General features: G+C 65.0%; 17 protein-coding genes. 12 read left to right on the plus strand and 5 right to left on the minus strand.

Features of this window, described 5'->3' with window-relative positions; genetic code table 11:
- Window positions 1-109 precede the first annotated feature (109 nt).
- The 12 genes from HL666_RS18100 (at window position 110) to cyoB (ending at window position 13403) form a co-directional block, all read left to right on the plus strand.
- Window positions 110-934: a flagellin gene (locus tag HL666_RS18100; protein ID WP_172114872.1), complete on the plus strand. Its 825-nt coding sequence runs from the start codon at window positions 110-112 to the stop codon at window positions 932-934.
- Between the two features lie 61 nt (window positions 935-995).
- On the plus strand, window positions 996-2711 hold the full coding sequence (gene fliD, locus HL666_RS18105) for a flagellar filament capping protein FliD (RefSeq protein ID WP_172182768.1): 1716 nt from the start codon (window positions 996-998) through the stop codon (window positions 2709-2711).
- Window positions 2711-3136 carry a flagellar export chaperone FliS gene (locus HL666_RS18110; RefSeq protein WP_172114876.1) on the plus strand — a complete coding sequence of 142 codons (426 nt, stop codon included), beginning with the start codon at window positions 2711-2713 and terminating at the stop codon, window positions 3134-3136. The genes fliD and HL666_RS18110 overlap by 1 nt, the downstream gene beginning before the upstream one ends.
- A gap of 234 nt (window positions 3137-3370) precedes the next feature.
- On the plus strand, window positions 3371-3643 hold the full coding sequence (locus HL666_RS18115; RefSeq protein WP_172134666.1) for a hypothetical protein: 273 nt from the start codon (window positions 3371-3373) through the stop codon (window positions 3641-3643).
- 435 nt (window positions 3644-4078) lie between these two features.
- On the plus strand, window positions 4079-4741 hold the full coding sequence (locus HL666_RS18120; protein ID WP_172134636.1) for a flagellar hook assembly protein FlgD: 663 nt from the start codon (window positions 4079-4081) through the stop codon (window positions 4739-4741).
- 22 nt (window positions 4742-4763) lie between these two features.
- A complete protein-coding gene (flgE, locus tag HL666_RS18125) occupies window positions 4764-6002 on the plus strand; it encodes a flagellar hook protein FlgE (protein WP_172182770.1) in 1239 nt (412 codons plus the stop codon).
- A 2-nt stretch (window positions 6003-6004) separates the two neighbouring features.
- The gene (locus HL666_RS18130) at window positions 6005-6274 is read left to right on the plus strand and encodes a hypothetical protein (protein ID WP_172182772.1); all 270 of its coding nucleotides are present in this window, start codon (window positions 6005-6007) and stop codon (window positions 6272-6274) included.
- A gap of 16 nt (window positions 6275-6290) precedes the next feature.
- Entirely contained in the window at window positions 6291-6743 is a 453-nt protein-coding gene (locus HL666_RS18135; RefSeq protein ID WP_172114884.1) for a flagellar protein FlgN, read from the plus strand.
- A gap of 27 nt (window positions 6744-6770) precedes the next feature.
- Window positions 6771-8528: a flagellar hook-associated protein FlgK gene (gene flgK / locus HL666_RS18140; RefSeq protein ID WP_172182774.1), complete on the plus strand. Its 1758-nt coding sequence runs from the start codon at window positions 6771-6773 to the stop codon at window positions 8526-8528.
- Between the two features lie 15 nt (window positions 8529-8543).
- The gene (locus HL666_RS18145) at window positions 8544-9452 is read left to right on the plus strand and encodes a flagellin (RefSeq protein ID WP_172114889.1); all 909 of its coding nucleotides are present in this window, start codon (window positions 8544-8546) and stop codon (window positions 9450-9452) included.
- A gap of 168 nt (window positions 9453-9620) precedes the next feature.
- Entirely contained in the window at window positions 9621-11390 is a 1770-nt protein-coding gene (locus HL666_RS18150) for an SDR family oxidoreductase (RefSeq protein ID WP_172182830.1), read from the plus strand.
- A 12-nt stretch (window positions 11391-11402) separates the two neighbouring features.
- Window positions 11403-13403 (plus strand): cytochrome o ubiquinol oxidase subunit I, encoded by a 2001-nt coding sequence (gene cyoB, locus HL666_RS18155; RefSeq protein ID WP_172114891.1) that lies wholly within the window; start codon window positions 11403-11405, stop codon window positions 13401-13403.
- Between the two features lie 60 nt (window positions 13404-13463).
- On the opposite strand, the gene HL666_RS18160 is transcribed toward cyoB, so the two are convergent.
- The 5 genes from HL666_RS18160 to HL666_RS18180 form a co-directional block, all read right to left on the minus strand.
- Entirely contained in the window at window positions 13464-14003 is a 540-nt protein-coding gene (locus HL666_RS18160; RefSeq protein ID WP_172114893.1) for a hypothetical protein, read from the minus strand.
- Window positions 14004-14142: 139 nt separating this feature from the next.
- On the minus strand, window positions 14143-14547 hold the full coding sequence (locus HL666_RS18165; protein ID WP_172182776.1) for a BA14K family protein: 405 nt from the start codon (window positions 14545-14547) through the stop codon (window positions 14143-14145).
- 261 nt (window positions 14548-14808) lie between these two features.
- The gene (locus HL666_RS18170; protein ID WP_172114897.1) at window positions 14809-15591 is read right to left on the minus strand and encodes an alpha/beta fold hydrolase; all 783 of its coding nucleotides are present in this window, start codon (window positions 15589-15591) and stop codon (window positions 14809-14811) included.
- 3 nt (window positions 15592-15594) lie between these two features.
- A complete protein-coding gene (locus HL666_RS18175) occupies window positions 15595-16890 on the minus strand; it encodes an O-acetylhomoserine aminocarboxypropyltransferase (protein ID WP_172134631.1) in 1296 nt (431 codons plus the stop codon).
- A gap of 189 nt (window positions 16891-17079) precedes the next feature.
- Window positions 17080-17700 (minus strand): nitroreductase family protein, encoded by a 621-nt coding sequence (locus HL666_RS18180; RefSeq protein WP_172114901.1) that lies wholly within the window; start codon window positions 17698-17700, stop codon window positions 17080-17082.
- Between the last annotated feature and the right edge of the window lie 1180 nt (window positions 17701-18880).

An 18880-nucleotide genomic window follows, 5' to 3' on the forward strand; every position in this document is an offset into this window, starting at 1 on the left:
CGCCTGATTCCCGCAGGCGCTTCCGTTTGATCGGTCAGACGGGGCCGATCCGCACCGTCAGTCCTTCCACGATGCGGCGTGTCTTGCCGATCACCCAGGAGTCCTCACCGTGCCCGCAATTTCGACCAACGTCGCCGCCAACTCGGCCGTCCGCTACCTGAACATCAACTCCGCACAGGAGACGAGCTCGCTTTCGAAGCTGTCGAGCGGCTCCCGCATCACGTCCGCATCCGACGACGCTGCGGGCCTCGCGATCTCCACCCGCATCTCCTCGGACATCACCACGCTGCAGCAGGCCGCGACGAACGCATCGCAGGCCACATCGATCCTGCAGACCGCGGATGGCGGCGCCTCCAACATCAGCGACATCCTGGCGCGCATGAAGTCGCTGGCCTCGGAGTCGGCGTCGGGCACCACGGTCGGGACCAGCCGCACCTACATCCAGTCGGAATTCTCGCAGCTCATCAGCGAAATCACCTCGATCGCGACCGGCACGCGCTACAGCGGCCAGAGCCTGCTCGACGGCACCAGCACCTTCTCGGCCGGCGTCTCGGTGCTGGTCGGCTCGTCCGCCACCGACACCATCGACATCAAGCTGTCGGACCTCACCGCCAGCACGCTCGGCGTCTCCGCCCTCGACGTCAGCACGCAGACCGGAGCGACCGCCGCTCTGACGGCCCTGGACACGGCGATCGACACCGTATCGAAGGCCCGCGCCGACATCGGCGCGCAGGAGTCGCGCTTCAACTTCTCCGCCGATTCCATCTCGACGCAGACGCAGAACCTGCAGGCCGCCAATTCGGCGATCAAGGACGTGGATATCGCATCCGAGCAGGCGAAGCTGTCGTCGGCCCAGGTCAAGACCCAGGCCGCCGTGTCGGCGGAAGCCGCGGCGAACCAGATCCCGCAGTACCTCTTGAAGCTGCTGGGCTGAGCCGCGATCTGCCGGACCGGCGTCATGCCGGTCCGGCGCCTCGTTCAAAGGATGTCGACGAATGACCGTGAGCAGCGCCACCTCGAGCACGAGCAGCACGACGACGTCGTCATCCTCATCATCGACGAGTTCGAGCAGTTCGCTCACGACGTCGGGAACGAGCACCACGAGCACCATCGACTGGACGGCTCTGATCGAGTCCGCGGTGAATGCCAAGCTCACCCAGGCGACCCAGATTTCCACCAAGATCACGGCCAACGAGGCCAAGATCACCGCCTATGAGACGCTGCAGACGGCGCTGAAGACGCTCTCATCGGGACTGTCGTCACTGGCGACGTCGATGGTGAACTCGCTCGCAACCAACGCCTTTGCGACGCGGGCGGCCACGATCAGCACCACCGGCGACGTCAGCGCCTCATCCGCTCTGTCGATGTCGGTGAGCAACGGCGCGGCGACCGGCAGCCACACGCTGACCATCAGCCAGATCGCCACCGCCCACAAGGTGACGGGGACCGCGCAGTCCAGCCAAACCACGGCGCTCGGCTATTCCGGCACATTCTCGCTCGGCCTGTCCGGCGGCAGCACGGCCGACATCACGATCACGAGCGGCATGTCCTTGCAGGACATGGTCGACGCCATCAATGCGCAGACCTCCACCACGAATGTCGAGGCATCGATCGTTCAGGTCTCCAGCAATTCCTACCAGCTCGTGCTGACCGGCACGCAGGACGCAGCCGACATCACCTATTCCAGCTCGTCCGGCGACGACATCCTCAACCAGCTCGGAGTGACCGACAGCTCGGGTGCCTTCGCCACCGTGCTTCAGACTGCGCAGGCGGCGGAGTTCACGCTCGATGGGATCAGCCTGACCCGGAACACCAACGACATCACCGATGTTCTCAGCGGCGTCACTTTCGACCTTCTGCAGGCGACCCCGTCGGGAGCCTCGCTGAACATCACCATCGGCACGGACACGAGCCAGATCTCGTCTGCACTCCAGACCTTCGTCACCGACTACAACGCATTCCGTGATGCCGTTCTGGCGCAGCAGACGACCAACTCGGATGGGACGGCCTCGTCCAGCTCGGTTCTGTTCGGCGACGGCACGATGCGCGACATCATGAACACGCTGCAATCCGTGCTCGGATCCTCGGTCGGCGGCCTGACGATGGCTGACCTCGGCCTGTCCTTCAACGAGAAGAACGAACTCGAGCTCGACACCGGCACGCTGTCGACGATCCTCAGCACCAATCTCAGCGGCGTGACGACTCTGCTGTCGGCTCAGACGAAGACATCGTCGAGCCAGCTCAGCGTGGTCAATACCGGAACCTCGCCGCAATCCTTTACCCTCGATCTCACGGTGGATTCGTCCGGCAATCTGTCGGCCGCGTCGGTCGGCGGCGACAGCTCGTTGTTCACGATCAGCGGCAACACCATCGTTGGCAACTCCGGGACGATCTACGCCGGCATGGCCTTCACCTATACCGGCTCGACCTCGCAATCGATCACGGTCACGTCGACGCAGGGGCTTGCCACCCAGATCTACCAGCTCGCGAAGACCGCCTCATCCAGCACCGGATCCTTGCAGACGCTGATCGACAATCTGACGTCCCGCGACGAGACGCTGCAGGCGAAGGTCAACGACATCAAGAGTGCGGCGGCGACGTTTCAGACCCAGCTCACGGCGCAATATGCGAAATACCAGGCCGCCATCGAGAGCGCCAACAACATGCTGACCTACCTCAAAGCTCTCCTCAACGCGAGTTCCAGTAACTGATGACCCAGAGTTCAATGGCCCAATTTGCAAGTCAGGCTTATCGCGGCGCCGCCGTGGCGGTGCCTCCGCTGCGGGCCGTCGTCATGCTCCTCAACGGAGCCGTGAGCTGTCTCCAGAAGTCGCTGCAGGCGCAGGAAGCGCGCCGCTTCGAGGAGGGGCACGGGCACCTGACCCGCGCGATTGCCATCCTGCGCGGATTGAGTCTGCATCTCGATCCCAATCGCGGCGGGGCGGTCGCCGACCAGCTGTTCGCGACCTACAACGCTCTGATCCTCGCCGCCTTGCGGGCCTACGGTCGCCCTCACATGCGCGAGAACTTCCAGCGGATCACGGCCGGTCTGCTGGAGCTTCGCGATTCGTGGGACGCCGTCGACGCCGCTGCACGCGGGGCGCGCATGTCGGGTGATTCGGCCAGCCGCCGATAGCAGCCGCCGAATCACGTAACTGTTGCGCTGCAGAAATCTCGCGAAACCGAACGGAAACAGCCGGCATTGTCTCAAGGCCGCGGTATTCGGTGCAGCCTTTCATGCATACACCTCCCGGAACTTACGGGTTTTGCCCGGCCTGCTTGCGGTCGTTCGTCACAATTGGCCAATATCAATTTCGTTCGCCGGGTGAATGCTTTAAGAGGGACGGAGGAACGCTGGACCGAGCGGACGATGGACGTCAGGGAATTCGAGGATCTGATCGACCGCCTGGGAGAGGACATCTCCCGATGGCCCGCCGAGCGGCGTCAGGCGGCGGCCGAGTTGCTCGCGTCCTCGCCCGAAGCCGGCCAATTGATCTCCGAGGCCCGCCTTGTCCGCGAGGCGTTGTCGTCACCCCCGGTTCGCGCGCCCGCCGGTCTTGCCGCCCGTATCGCGGCAGCGGCCAACCGGGAAACGCCGGAGGAGGCTACGGCTGTCTCCGCGGACGCTCATCAGGCCGGTTGAGCCGCCTGCCGGGCACGTTGTCCTGATCGCCGCGCCCGCGTCATCCTCTCACTGATCGAACTTGCTCAGGTCTGCCGCATCCGGCGCGTTGCGCTCGACGCGATGATCGCGGCGACGCGACGTCGTTCATGCCGTGACCGCGCAGCCAGCTGGGCGCTCCAGAGCAGCCGGGCGGTCCGACATTCCCGATTCCGTCGCTTCCAGGCGATCGCTCGGATGAGCCGCGCTGCCTATCACCACGACGCGCCGCACCAGGCGATTCTTGCCGCCTCTGCCCAATGGCGCGGCGGCAAATTCTGCCGCCATATCAACTAATTCGTCCAACTAATTGTGCGCCTGAATTCGGCACTCCAGCCGTTTGATCAGCAGACGCCTTCACCACCATCGGAGGCGCTGTGTCCCGCCGTTTGTCACGGCGAGAGCCGGAGTTCTGCCATGACCGTTTCCGCGACGAGCTCGTCGACCACGACCACCTCATCAACTTCATCCTCCAGCGACTCGCGCACGACGCTCAGCTCGAGCGACTTCCTTCAGCTGCTGGTTAGCGAGCTGCAGAACCAGGATCCGATGAACGCAACGAGCGTCACCGATTTCATCAACCAGATGACCTCGTATGCGAACTTCTCGTCGCAGCAATCCATCAACAGCAGCTTGACTTCGCTGGCCGGCTCCTTCTCGAGCCTGGTGACGCTGAACTCCGTCAACTACATCGGTCATACCGTAGAGGCGAAGAGCGATACCGCCGTCCTTTCGAACGGCTCCGCGACGTTCGGCTACTCGCTCTCGTCGGCTGCGTCGACTGTCTCCATCTCGGTCAAGGACTCCTCGGGAAGCACGGTCTGGACCGGCACCGGCACGGGCAACAAGGGGAGCAACTCCTTCAGCTGGGACGGCACCGATTCCAGCGGCAACCAGCTCAGCGACGGCGGCCAGTACACCATCTCCGTGACGGCCACCGACTCGGCCGGAAATTCGGTCCTCAACTACACGACGGTCACCGGGACAGTGACCGGCATCGACACCTCGACCAGCACGCCGTCGCTCACTGTCGGCGGCGTACCGGTCAGCGCCAGCAACATTATCGGCGTCACCTCCTGACCGCACCATTCGGAGTATAATCATGAGTCTTTCTGGAGCCCTTTCATCGGCGATCTCGGCGCTCAATGCGCAGAGCTCGTCGCTCGCCATGATCAGCGACAACATCTCAAACGCCGATACGACCGGATACAAGACCACATCGGGCCTGTTCGAGCAGCTGGTGACGGCGTCGAGCAGCTCCAAGGCCTATTCGTCTGGCGGTGTGTCGGTTTCCGGCCGCTCCAACATCACCCAGCAGGGGCTGCTGGCTGCCACGACCAACGCGACCGACGTCGCAATCCAGGGATCGGGATTCTTCGTCGCCACCAACTCGACCTCGGCCGGCGGCGAGACGTTCTACACGCGCAATGGCGCCTTCTCGACCGACAATGCCGGCTATCTCCAGAACAACGGCTATTATCTGGAGGGCTGGCGCACCGACGCCAGCGGCAACGTGGTCGGCAACGGCCTCGAGCCGGTCAACACCAAGGTGGCGCTGACGAATGGCGGGGCCACCACCAAGACCTCGCTTGCCGCCAATCTGCCGGCGGATGCCGCGAGCGGCGACACCTTCAGCAGCTCGATGACGGTATACGACTCGCTGGGGCAGGCACACACGCTCAATGTCAACTGGACCAAGTCGGCGACGGCGAACGAGTGGACCGCCGATATCGCCCCCGCCACCACCTCGGACGGCACCGTGACCAGCGGCACCTATACGATTGATTTCAATTCGGACGGATCGCTCAGCACCGTCTCCTCGACCAATCTCGGCATCACCTGGAACAACGGTGCTGCTGCCAGCTCGATCACGCTCAGCTTCGGAACCACCGGCGGCGGCACCGATGGTCTGACCCAGCTGGCGTCCGGAAGCACGACCCCGAGCGTTTCGAATTTCAGTGCCAACTCGGACGGCATCTCCTTCGGCACGCTGAGCAGCATCGCGGTCGGCAAGGACGGTCTGGTCGAGGCGACTTATTCCAACGGCCAGACCGTTCCCATCTATAAGCTCGCGGTCGCCACCTTCTCCGATCCGAACGGGCTCGTGGCGCACTCCAGCGGCATGTACACCGCCACGGCGACGTCGGGCAACGCGACCTTGCAGGCGTCGGGCGAGAATGGTGCGGGCACCATCTACGGCAGCGAGCTCGAGTCGAGCACGACGGATACGACCGGCCAGTTCAGCAACATGATCTCGGCACAACAGGCGTATTCGGCGGCCTCGCAGGTGATTTCGGCCGTCAACAAGATGTACGACACCCTGATCTCGTCGATGAGGTGAGCATGGCCGATCTGAAAAAGGAGCGGCTCGGCGAGGGCGAGATCCTGCTGAAGAAGCTGCGGCGGCTGAGGCTGCGCGCCGCAGGTGCCCGCAGGGATGATCGTGCGCGACTACTGGCGCTGATGGACGACATCGAGACGGTCCGCCGGAAGCTCCTGCGCGAATGCGCGCTGCTCGAGGAGGAGTTCCGAGTCGCTGCGGTCCGGGTGACGGCATTGAACACCTATGCGCGGGTCGCGCAGACGAGCGGCCGGCCGCCGCGTGAAAACTAGGATTGGGAGCGACAGGATGAAACAGGCAATCCAGCCCGACCGACGGCCGGCAAGCGAAAGCGAGGTGCGGACCTTGATCGCGCTGATCGACGAGCTGATCGCGGTGGTGTCGGAGGAGAATGCAGAACTCGCCAAGGGTCTGCCGGCCTCCCGCTCCAAGCAGCTCGACGACAAGAACCGGCTCGCCGGGCTGTTCGAGCAGCGGGTGGCCGACTGCGCCAGGCAGACGGCGAGCCTTGATGTGCGGGACCGCGTCCTGCGCGAGCAGCTGATGGAGCACATTCTCGATCTGCGCAGCGCAATGGACGAAAACCTGGTGCGGCTGCGGGCTGCGATCGAGGCGAGCAATCGCAGGATCGAGGCGGTGATGCAGGCGATCCGCGAGCAGATCGCAAATGCCTCGCCCTATGGCGTCAGCGGACGCCGCGTTGCGCCTGCGACCTCGTGCGGGACCAATGTCAGGGCGTGACGACCATCCAGCAGCGGGAGTAGGGCGATGTCGCTCGATATAGCACGTCTGGTCGCGTTCAGTGGCATCTCGACGACCGAGTTGCAGATCAGCGTGGCGTCGTCGAACATTTCGAACGCCGACACCAAGGGCTACACACAGAAGTCCGCGAACCAGATCGCCAACGTCACTGCGGGCGTTGGAACCGGGGTGTCGATCACGGGCATCTCGAGCAATGTCGACAAGCTGCTGCTGAAGTCCCTGATCGGCGCCAATTCGGAGCTCGGCGCGGCCGACACCACGAACAACTACCTGACGCAGTTGCAGCAGCTGTTCGGCAGCGCCTCGTCCTCCGGCACGTCGACAACGGGCACGTCGCTGGCAAACTCGCTGGCGTCGCTGGAATCGGCACTGTCGTCGCTGGCGAGCTCGCCGAGCAGCGTCTCTCTGCAATCGGCCGTCGTCAGTGCGCTCGACGACTTTGCGAGCCAGCTGCGCAGCACGTCCAGCGGCGTGCAGGCGTTGCGGGCCGATGCCGACAAGGACATCGCCTCGTCGATCCAGAGCGTCAACGACGATCTCCAGCAGATCGCGGATCTCAACGTCGAGATCCGCAAGATGGCCGCGTCCGGCCAGTCGACCGCCGATCTCGAGGACGAGCGCAACACTGCGCTGCAGGATCTGTCGTCCTACATGAACGTCAGCTACTACACGGCGTCGAACGGGGATCTTCAGGTCTACACCTCGTCCGGGCGCGCGCTTGTCGACAGCTCGGCCCATACGCTGAGCTATACCGCGTCGGCCAATGTCTCGGCGTCGTCCAGCTATGCATCCGGTGGCTTCAGCGGCATCTTGGTCGACGGCGTCGACGTCACGTCCCAGATCACATCAGGTGAGATCGGCTCGCTGATCACGCTGCGCGACGAGACCCTCCCGGCTGTGCAGACGCAGCTCGATCAGCTCGCCTCGCAGTTGAAATCGGCGCTCAATTCGATCACCAACGGCGCATCGGCGGTGCCGCCGCCAACCAGCCTGACGGGATCGGCGAGCGTCAGCAGCACGACGGCGCTGTCGGGGTCGGGTACGGTCCGGATCGCCGTGGCCGATCAGAGCGGCAGCCTCGTCTCCTACCAGGATCTCGATCTGTCGTCCTACGCGACCGTGGGCGATCTGGTCACGGCGCTCAACGGCATTTCCGGCGTATCGGCCTCGATCGATGGAAGCGGTCATCTGTCGATCAGCGCGACGTCGTCGGCCAACGGCATCTCGATCAACGACATGACGGGCGCGATCGGCGGCGGCGGCTTTTCCGATTATTTCGGCATGAACGATCTCGTCACGGGCTCGGGTGCTGCCGATTTCGCCGTGAACAGCAGCATTCTCAGCGGTGCTGCCGGCCTGCCGACCGGGACGCTCGACAGCTCGGCGACATTGGCGGCCGGCAGCCAGGTGCTCACGGCAGGCTCGGCGACGGTCATCAGTCGGCTCTATGACAAGCTGACCGGCTCGACCAGCTTCTCGTCCGCCGGAGGCTTGAGCGCGACCACCGGAACCTTTGCCGATTACGCGGCATCGATCGTTGCCAACGTGGCCAGCAAGGCCTCGCAGGCGGCGAGCGCCTACACCGCGAAATCCACCGCCCAGTCGAGCTATGCCAGCTCGCTGTCGTCGCAGTCGGGCGTCAATATCGATGAGGAGACGGCCCGGCTGAGCTCGCTGCAGAACAAATACGCGGCCGCCTCGCAGCTGATCTCCGTCATCAACAGCATGTTCTCGTCGCTGCTCAGCGCCGTGCAGTCGACCTAGTTCGGAGCATTCATCATGACGATGCGGGTTGCGACCTTCGCGAACTCCGACCAGATGATCGCCAGCGCACTTCGGACGCAGGCGACGATGGCCAAGCTGCAGGTGCAGGAAGCGTCGGGGCTGAAGTCGGGATACCTGGCCGACTACGGCGCGGATACCCAGCATGTGGTCAATCTGCAGGTGTCGGTCACGCGGGCGCAATCCTATATCGATGCCGCGACGCTGGCCGACAGCAAGGTGCAGGTCATGTATTCCGCGGTCGGTCAGGTGTCCGACATCGTCAGCCAGCTGCGTACCGCCTTGAGCGCCGCGAGCTCCGGCAGCAGCACGGGAACAACGTCCGCGATCAGCTCGGCGCAACAATTGTTGGAGCAGATGGCAGGCATTCTGAACACCCAGTATGACGGGCAATACCTGTTTGGCGGGGCTCGAACGTCGACGGCAGCCGTCGACACCTCGGCCTTCGCTTCTGGAACCGGCTCGCTGACCACCGTCGACACCGGCTACTACCAGGGTGACGGCGAGCTTGCCACCGTGCGGGTCTCCGATGGTCAGTCGGTCACCTATGGCGTGACGGCGGACAATTCCGCCTTCGAGGAGGTCATGCGGGTGCTGAAATTCGTCGCGAACAGCTCGACCCTGTCCGGTAGCGATATCACCTCGGCACTGACGCTTGCAGATCAGGCGGTGGACGATGTGGCCACCGTCCAGGCGAAGCTGTCCGATGCCGCTTCCCGGATCGAGACCGCAAAGTCGCAGCAGACCGATTTCAAGAGCTACGCCGAGAGCTTGGCGACCGATCTCACCAGCGTCGACGTCGCCGCGGTGACCGCGCAATTGTCGACCTATCAGGCGCAGCTCACGGCGTCGTATACGGCGATCTCCAAGATCCAAAGTCTCAATCTGGCAAGCTATCTCCGGTGAGCCGGCAGGTTGGGGGGCTGCGGGGCCGGGCGCGGAACGGGGGGCGGCCGGACGACGCCGGCCGGATTCCAAGGCGGGCGCGCGATCCGGGGAACCTTGGCACAGCGCGATTGCAACCATGCCGCCTCCAGGAGGTTTGTTGACGGGCAACTCGTCGGCGGACCTCTCATGGATCAACCAACTCAGCCACGAACGATCGGCCATGGCCTGCGGCCGGTCGCGGACAACCTCTGGATCATCGATGCCGGCCGCATCAGCGCCGCCGGCCTTCCGCTGCCGGTTCGCATGACCGTGATCCGCCTGTCGAGCGGCGACCTGCTGCTGCACTCCCCGACGCGCTTCTCTCACGCGCTGCGCGAGGAGCTGGAACAGCTTGGGCCGATCAAATATCTGCTCGCGCCCAACGTGGCGCATTGGATGTTCCTGCCGGATTGGCAGGCGGCTCTGCCGAACGCACGCCTTTATGCAGCCCCAGGCCTTGCCGACCGCCGCCAGATCCGGCGCAGCCGCTTGCGTATCGACCGCGAGCTGACAGATGTCACGCCGGACGAATGGTCCCAGGATCTTCAGCTGGTATTGATCTCCGCGCCGATGTTCACCGAGGTCGAGCTGTTCCATCGACCAAGCCGTACGCTCATCCTGACTGATCTGGTGCAAAACCTTGCGCCGGAAGGGTTGGGGATTCTGCCGCGCACAGCGGCTCACATGCTCGGGATTACGGCGCCGGACGGCAAGGCGCCGGCCCATCTGCGGCTGCTGCTTCGCCTGGGAGGCCGGGCCGTCCGGCTCGCTGCCGCGCGGTTGATCGCGCTGGCACCCGAGCGCGTCGTCTTTGCTCATGGCCGGTGGTTCGAGAGCGGCGGGACGCAGCAGCTGCGCCGATCGCTCGGCTGGCTTCTCGATGCGTCGCCCGAGGCACGGCGGCTGATGCGCGACCTGCGGGGAACCCGTATCGTGATCACCGGTGCCTCAAGCGGGATCGGACGCGCCACGGCGCAGGCCCTGGCTCGGGAAGGGGCCAGCATCGTGCTGGCGGCCCGGCGCGAAGATGTCCTCAAGGACGTTGCAGCCGAATGCGAGACGCTGGGCGGCCGCGCGATCGCGGTTGCGACGGACGTCACGCGCCCGGAAGCGGTCCAGCGCCTGGCCGAGCAGGCTGTACAGACATTCGGTGGCATCGACGTCTGGATCAACAATGCCGGCACCGGTGTGTTCGGTGCCTATCAGGACGCGGACATCGCGCTCCACCGCAAGACGATCGAGGTCAATCTGCTTGGCACGATGAATGGCGCCTACGCTGTGCTACCGATTTTTCTGCGGCAGCGGCGAGGGACCTTGATCAACAACATTTCGTTGGGCGGCTGGGCTCCGACTCCGTTCGCGGCCGCCTATACAGCCAGCAAGTTCGGCATGCGCGGCTTTTCGGCCAGCCTGCGCCAGGAGCTCGCAGCCCACGCGCACATTCATGTCTGCAGCGTGTTCCCGGCCATGGTCGACACGCCGGGGTTCGTTCACGGCGCCAACATGTCCGGCCGCAACCTGGAGCCCGGTCCGCTGTTGTATCGTTCCGAGGACGTCGCCGAGACGTTCGTGCAGCTCATTCGTGCGCCGCGCGACGAGGTTGCCGTCGGATGGCCGGCGCGGCTTGGCCAGATCTCCTACGCGCTGGCACGCCGCCCGACGGAGCGCCTCATGAGCACGGCGTTCCGGTTCCTGCTCGCGCGCGCCAAGGGCGCGTCGCGCACCGCTGGTGCCGTGCTTGCGCCGATTCCGGCGGGGACTGCGGTGAGCGGCGATTGGCTTCGGCGCAAGAAGCTTCCGCCTGCCGGGCAGCTCAGCAAGATCGGGCTGGCCATCGGACTCGGGGGCATCGCGTTGCTTGTCATCGCGCGTGCAGGCCGGCCCGCGCGGCCCTCTCATCGTCGCAGCCAGCGTTGATCTGGAGGCGCCATGCTCGGCAAGCTCGATTGGTCGGCTATTCCGCTTGGCCAGCCCATTCCGCTCGCGGCCGCAGGCCTTGTGCTGGTCGCGATCCTTGGCGTTCTCGGCTGGGTGCTCGCGAAGGGGCATTTTCCATACCTCTGGCGTGAGTGGATCACGAGCGTCGATCACAAGCGGATCGGCGTCATGTACATCCTGCTCGCCTTCTTGATGCTGCTGCGCGGCGGCACCGATGCGATCATGATGCGGACGCAGCAGGCGGTGGCGTTCCATTCCAACGGCTATCTTCCGCCAGAGCATTACAACCAGATCTTCTCCGCCCACGGCACGATCATGATCTTCTTCGTGGCGATGCCGTTCGTGATCGGATTGATGAACCTTGTGGTGCCCTTGCAGCTCGGCGTGCGCGACGTTGCGTTTCCGACGCTGAACTCGGTCGGCTTCTGGCTCACGGCCTCGGGCGCGCTGTTGGTCAACGTCTCGCTCGTCGTCGGCGAGTTCGCCCGCACCGGCTGGCTGCCGTTTCCACCGCTGTCGGAGCTCACTTATTCGCCGGGCGTCGGCGTCGACTATTACATCTGGGCGCTCGAGATCTCGGGAGTGGGGACGCTCGTCAGCGGCATCAACCTGGTCACCACCGTGCTCAAGCTGCGAACGACAGGGATGAGCTATCTGCGCATGCCGATGTTCTGCTGGACCACGCTGGCGTCGAATCTGCTGATCGTTGCGGCCTTCCCGATCCTGACCGCGACGCTGACGATGCTGATGCTGGACCGCTATTTCGGCTTCCATTTCTTCACCAACGAAGCCGGCGGCAACATGATGATGTTCATGAACCTGATCTGGGCCTGGGGGCACCCCGAGGTCTACATCCTGGTTCTGCCGGCGTTCGGCATCTACTCGGAGGTGGTCGCGACATTCTCGAGCAAGTCGCTGTTCGGCTATCGCTCGATGGTGCTGGCAACGATGGCGATCTGCGTCGTCTCCTTCATGGTCTGGCTGCACCATTTCTTCACGATGGGCGCGGGCCCCGACGTGAACGCCATCTTCGGTATCGCCAGCATGATCATCGCGGTGCCCACGGGCGTCAAGATCTACAACTGGCTGTTCACGATGTATGGCGGGCGGGTGCGGTTCACGACGCCAATGCTGTGGTCGGTCGGCTTCATGATCACCTTCATGATCGGCGGCCTGACGGGCGTGCTGGTCGCGGTGCCGCCGGCGGACTTCCTGCTGCACAACAGCCTGTTCCTGGTCGCCCACTTCCACAACGTGATCATCGGCGGGGTGCTGTTCGGCGTGTTCGCGGGCGTCACCTACTGGTTTCCAAAGGCCTTTGGATTCCGTCTGTACGAGAGCTGGGGCAAGGCGGCGTTCTGGTTCACGCTGATCGGCTTCTACGTCACCTTCATGCCGCTCTACGTTGTCGGTCTGCTCGGCATGACCCGGCGCATGCAGCACTATGACGTCGCCGAGTGGCGTCCCTGGCTGGCCGCGGCGACGTTTGGCACGGCGCTGCTCGCAATCGGTGTCATCCTGCAGATCCTCCAGCTCGTCTTCAGCATCCGCGACCGCGAGCAGCTTCGCGACACCACCGGTGATCCCTGGGACGGCCGCTCTCTGGAGTGGGCGACGTCGTCGCCTCCGCCGGTGTTCAACTTTGCCGTGCTGCCGAATGTGACGGGGCAGGATGCGTATTGGCGGATCAAGGAAAACGCCAAGGACCAGCAGCTCCACAACCGGACGACAGACTATCGGGATATCGAGCTGCCAAGGAATTCCCCCACTGGGTTCGTCTGCGCGTTCTTCGCCACCATCACGGGATTTGCGCTGATCTGGCACATCTGGTGGATGGTCGCGCTCGGCGCAATGGGGGCGTTCGCGACATTCGTCGTGTTTGCCTGGCGCGATCACGACGAATACGTGATCCCGGCTTCGGAGGTGGCGCGGATCGATCGGAGCATCATCGAGGCGAGGCAAGGGCCCTCACAGGCGACGGGCGGAGCCTGACGGGCGATCGGTGCGATCGGCGCGAGCGGCCGAGCCGCCCGCACCGACGTCATCATCGCATCACCAGCGGTGATGCACGCCGATCACGCCACCACGGCCGTGGCGGTGGCCGAAATGGCGGCCGCCATGCCAGCCATGATGGCCAAAGCCGGGACCGCGGTAGTAGCCGTAGCTGTGCCGCCACGGACGCTGGTGGTGATAATAGCCGTAGCTGCGATAGACCGGGCGCGGCGCGTAGCCGTAGCCATAGCCGCCGTAATAGGGGCGATAGGCGTAAGCAGGGTAATACCCGCCATAACCGTACGGATAGCTCGCATAGCGATAGCCGCCGTAGCCATAGGGCGCATAGCCGCCGTAATAGCTCGGTGCGGCAATTGCCGACCCGATCACGGCACCGGCCAGGAGGCCGGCTCCGATCGCCGCACCGCCGCCCCAGCCACCATGATGCCAGCCACGATAGCCGACCTGGACGACGTTCGAGGTCTCGGTCGGCTTCGCCGCCGACAGCGACATCAGCGGCGCTGCGGAGGCCGATTGCAGCGTGGACAATGAGATCGCGCCGGCGATGGCCAGGGTCGCGGCGGCCTTGAAGGTCATCATTCTGATTTCTCCCGGAGTGTCTGGGTCTTGCTCAAACTAAACGACCGAGGCTTGGTTGCAGTTTTCGCGGAGGACGGATTGTCGCGCCACATTCGTCGTAGGAACGCGCGATGCCCGACCTCCGGCATTGCGCGGAACTTCAGCGACGGCCACAGGGATGGCGGCGGCCATCCTTGCCGCGATAGGTGCCGGAGCGCGCGTCGTAGGACCGGTGACGCAGCGAGCAGGAGATCTCCGACGGGCTGGCCTGCGCACGACTGTTGGCGATTGCGCCGCCGGCGGCGAGGCTCCCGAGAACGGCCGGGCCCTTACTCTCGTGATGGGGCCGGTAGCCGTATTGATAGCCGTGACGACGGCCGAGGCCGGGGTGCCAGTCGTGGCCGCCACGCCAGTGGCGGTACGCGATTCCCTGGGGTTCACTCGGATGCGATGCCGATGACGGGGCTGGATGGGTCGGCAGCAGGGGAGCCGCAGCTACGGGGGGCGCAAGCGACAGCACGACGGCTCCGAGAATGGCGGCCGCGAGACGGTTTCGCAGTTCCATCTGCATTGCTCCTTTCGGTCGACCACATAGGAGGAGCAACGTTTCGCCACAACTGCCCGGCCCGCGTCACGGCGCCGCCCGATCGAGGGCACAACGTCGCAGCGGCGCCATGTTGTCGCAGCGGCCTCTGTCCTCCAGGGCCACTGCGGTTCGTCTCAAGCATCAGCTTGCCTGCATCAGCGCTGCGGTGCGACGCCGTTCGACGGCGGCGGGGTTTCATTGCGCATTCCGGGCGGGCTCGATGCACCCTGGCCAAGCGAACTAATCGATCAGTGCGTCGAGCAGCGCGTCCGGGCATTCCGCCATCATCGTATGTCCCGCGCCCGGCAGCACGATCGTGCGCGCCGACGCGATCGCGGCGGCCAGCGTCCTGCCGGCTTTCACAGGCGTCATCATGTCCTTCTCGCCGAGGATCAGGCGGGTCGGCACCGTGATCTTGGCCGCCGACGCCAGTGCATCCTGATAGTTGTTGCAGGCGGAGAGATCAGTGAACAGAACGCCCGGTGCGCAGCGCTCCAACGTCGCCTGCGCTCCGCCATGCATCCACAGGCCCGGCGCGCGACTGCCGCCGAGCTCGGCGGCAAAACCGAGCCCCCAGATCGAGACCATGTCGATCGCGGCGTGATCGTTCGCTTCCGCCGCCTTCAGGAGATCCGGCCCGACCGTCATCGTCGCTGCGGTACCGATCAGGCTGAGCGCCGAAACCCGGTCGGGATGACGGGACGCCGCGTCGAGCGCGATCAGCGAGCCCATCGAATGGCCGATCAGATGCGCCGGCTTCGCGTTCACGGCCTGCAAGAGCGCAACCACCCAATCGGCCATGTCGGCGATGGTCGGCAGCGCCGGTCCGGCGGAACGGCCATGGCCCGGCAGGTCGGGCGCCAGCACCGCAAAGCCGTGATGTGCGAACCAGCGGCTGTGCAGCGCCCAGACCGAATGATCGAATCCGGCGCCATGCACGAGCACCACGGCGGGAAGGGACGGATCGAAGTCGCGACCGCCGGTGGCGGCGAAGACCTCGCGATCACTGATGCTCAGCTGCATGGCTCACACCTTCTGCGAGGCGCGCAGCGCCTGTGCGAGATCGTCGATGATGTCGGACACCGCCTCGATGCCGACCGAGAGCCGGATCAGCTCCTCGCCGATCCCGGCGGCCGCGAGCTGGGCCGCGTCCATCTGCTGATGCGTCGTCGATGCGGGGTGGATCACCAGCGTCTTGGCGTCGCCGACGTTGGCAAGATGGCTGATGAGCTTCAGGCTCTCGATGAATTTGCGCCCCGCCGGACGTCCGCCCTTGATGCCGAACGAGACGATCGAGCCGGCGCCGCGCGGCAAGAGCTCGCTCGCCAGCGCGTGGTCAGGATGCGACTCGAGCGAGGGATGCAACACCCAGTCGACGGCCTTGTTGGCCGTGAGCACGTCCAGCACCGCGCGGGTATTGGCGACATGGCGCTCCATCCGCAGATGCAGCGTCTCGACGCCCTGCAGCAGATGAAAGGCGTTGGTCGGCGACAGGCAGGCGCCGAAATCGCGCAGGCCTTCGGTGCGCGCGCGCATGATGAAGGCGGCCGGGCCGAACTGCTCGTCGAAGACGATGCCGTGATAGCCGGCATAGGGCTCGGTGAGCTGCGGGAACTTGCCTGAGCCGCGCCAATCGAAGCGGCCGCCATCGATGATCGCGCCGCCGATCGCGATGCCGTGGCCGCCGAGCCACTTCGTTGCCGAGTGCATCACGATGTCGGCGCCTTGCGCGATCGGCTGGCTGAGATAGGGCGTCGCGAAAGTGTTGTCGATCAAAAGCGGCACGCCTGCATCGTGCGCGATCACTGCAACCTCGGGGATGTCGAGCACTTCCAGGCCGGGATTGCCGAGCGTCTCGCCGATCAGAAGGCGTGTATTGGGCTTGATGGCGGCACGGAAGCCGTCGTGATCCCTGGGCTTGACGAAGCTCGTGGTGATGCCGAAGCGCGGCAGCGTGTGCGCGAGCAGGTTGATGGTGCCGCCGTAGAGCGAGGAGGAGGCGACGATGTGATCGCCGGCATTCAAAAGCGTGGCGATTGCGAGATGCAGGGCGGCCTGGCCGCTCGCGGTGCAGACAGCGCCGACGCCGCCTTCGAGCGCCGCCAATCGCTCCTCAAGCACGGCCGTGGTCGGATTGGAGATGCGGGTGTAGATGTGGCCGGCGCGTTCGAGATTGAACAGCGCGGCGGCGTGCTCGGTGTCGTCGAACACGTAGGACGTGGTCTGATAGATCGGCACCGCGCGGGCGCCGGTCGCGGGATCGGGATGCTGGCCGGCATGCAGGCTCAGGGTCTCGAAGGCGGGCGGTTTGGGCGGCGGCATGCGGGCTATGCTCTCGTCTGACTGCAGGTTCTGCTTTCTGCCACAGATTTGATCGGACGTCAGGGAGGGCGTCGGTTTGCGCTGCGCGCCGGTGGCGGGCGTCTCGAAGGATGGCCGCGAGCACGGATCCTTCTCGACGATCATTCGCCAGGGGCGGCGCGGTGACGCCGCCCCTGGGCACTCAGGTCTTCAGCCGCCAAAACGCTTCGGGAACAGGCCGGGCGCGGCGATCTCGGCGATGGCGAGGCGCGGACTCGGCTTCTCGCGCTCCTTGAGCATCGCCGGCAGCTTTTCGCCGTCGCCCTTGCGGCCGACCGCGATCGCGATCTCGACGGCGAAGCCATCGGGTACGCCGAGCGCTTTCTGCGCGGCGGCGACATCGAAGCCGCTCATGCCGTGCGTGGCCCAGCCGGACAGCGAAGCCTGGTTGGCGAAATTGGCCCAGGCGGCGCCAGCGTCAAAGGAATGCGTGCGCGTCGGCGCCGGCTCGGTCTTGCCGGCCGGGATGAAGGTTTTCTTCGACAGCACATAGACGAGCGCTGCGGCATGCTGCGCCCAGCCGCGGTTGAACTCGATCAGCGGCGCCAGGAAGGTGTCGAACTCGGCGGAGCCGCGCAGCGCGTAGAGGAAGCGCCAGGGCTGCGAATTGTAGGAGGAAGGCGCCCAGCGTGCCGCCTCGATGAAGGTGAGGAGCTCGGTCTCGGGCAGCGCCTCGTCGGTGAAGCCGCGCGGCGACCAGCGGTCGACGAAGAGGCGATGCGCCGGATGCTCGGTGGCGCGGTCGGTCGGCGGGGGAAGGTGGGCAGTCACGGGGAGGTCTCCTTCATTCAGGCTCGTCATCGGGCCTCGGGCTCCACTTCACTGTAGAGCGCGGTTCCATGGCGCTCTGTGGCTCACGACGCCTTCGGAGTCCAGATCGCCAACGCAGATGTGTCCACGTTCACCACGATCAGGCGGCTTCTCGGTCAGCCGCTCGCGCGCTCGCGGCGCCGGAGCGTCCGAGATGTGTCTGCCGTTCGTCCCCCCTCGTCGAGAGAGGGCGCAGGGAAGGCCGGGCGTCGACTGACACCCATGGCCCGCGTGCAAAAAGGAAAGCACGCGGCGGTCACCACAGGATCAGCCGGACATCCGGCCTTCCCTGCGCGATGGGCTTACGGCTTATACGCGATCTCCCCGGTGCGCCGGGCTTTCTGGCCACCGTAGCGCATGATGCTTGCGCATCAGCGCGTGATACTAGCGTCGGAGTATCAGGACCACGCGACTTCGCCGTCCGGCTCCCCTCGTTCGTCCGCGCGCATCATGCACGCTGCGACGAGAACCGGCCACCGCATCCCACCCAACGCTTCGTGACGTTCGCGACAGCGCCCCTCGATCGGGCGGGATGCGCAGATATGATCATGATTTCGGTAAAAAAGAAATAGGAATATTTTTCGCCGCGGGACTGGACAGGGCAAATCAGCTTGAGATCGCTGGGGATTATCGGGTGTTCGCGCATGCGGGTGCGGGAATGCTTGTCATGCCGTCGCCTCCCCACCGCTGCGCAATGCAGTGCCCTCGCCCCTTGTGGGAGAGGGCATGCAGGAAAGTGCGGCAAGCTCGGTTGGGTGAGGGGTATGTCTCCAAGAGTTCGGCTCGCGGAGACATACCCCTCACCCAACCGCATGCGCGGATGGGCCACACATGCCCTCTCCCACAAGGGGCGAGGGCGCAGTCATCGGCGACCGCGTTTGCTGCGGCCAGCGCGTAGGGCGGAGTCGCCGAAGGCGTAATCCGCCCTTGTAGTCGGGATATCACGCATGCCGCCAACTGAATCCAGAGTGGCGGATTACGCTCCGCTAATACTACTGCGTCAGAAACACTGCCAGTTATCCGTCGTCATTCCGGGGCGCCCGAAGGGCGAGCCCGGAATCCATAGCCACATACAGAAGTTTGGCGGCAAAATGCCCACGACCAGCCTGCCTCACACTATTGCCTGTGGGTATGGGTTCCG

Source organism: Bradyrhizobium aeschynomenes (assembly GCF_013178945.1).
In the GTDB taxonomy this organism is placed as follows: Bacteria; Pseudomonadota; Alphaproteobacteria; order Rhizobiales; family Xanthobacteraceae; genus Bradyrhizobium; species Bradyrhizobium aeschynomenes.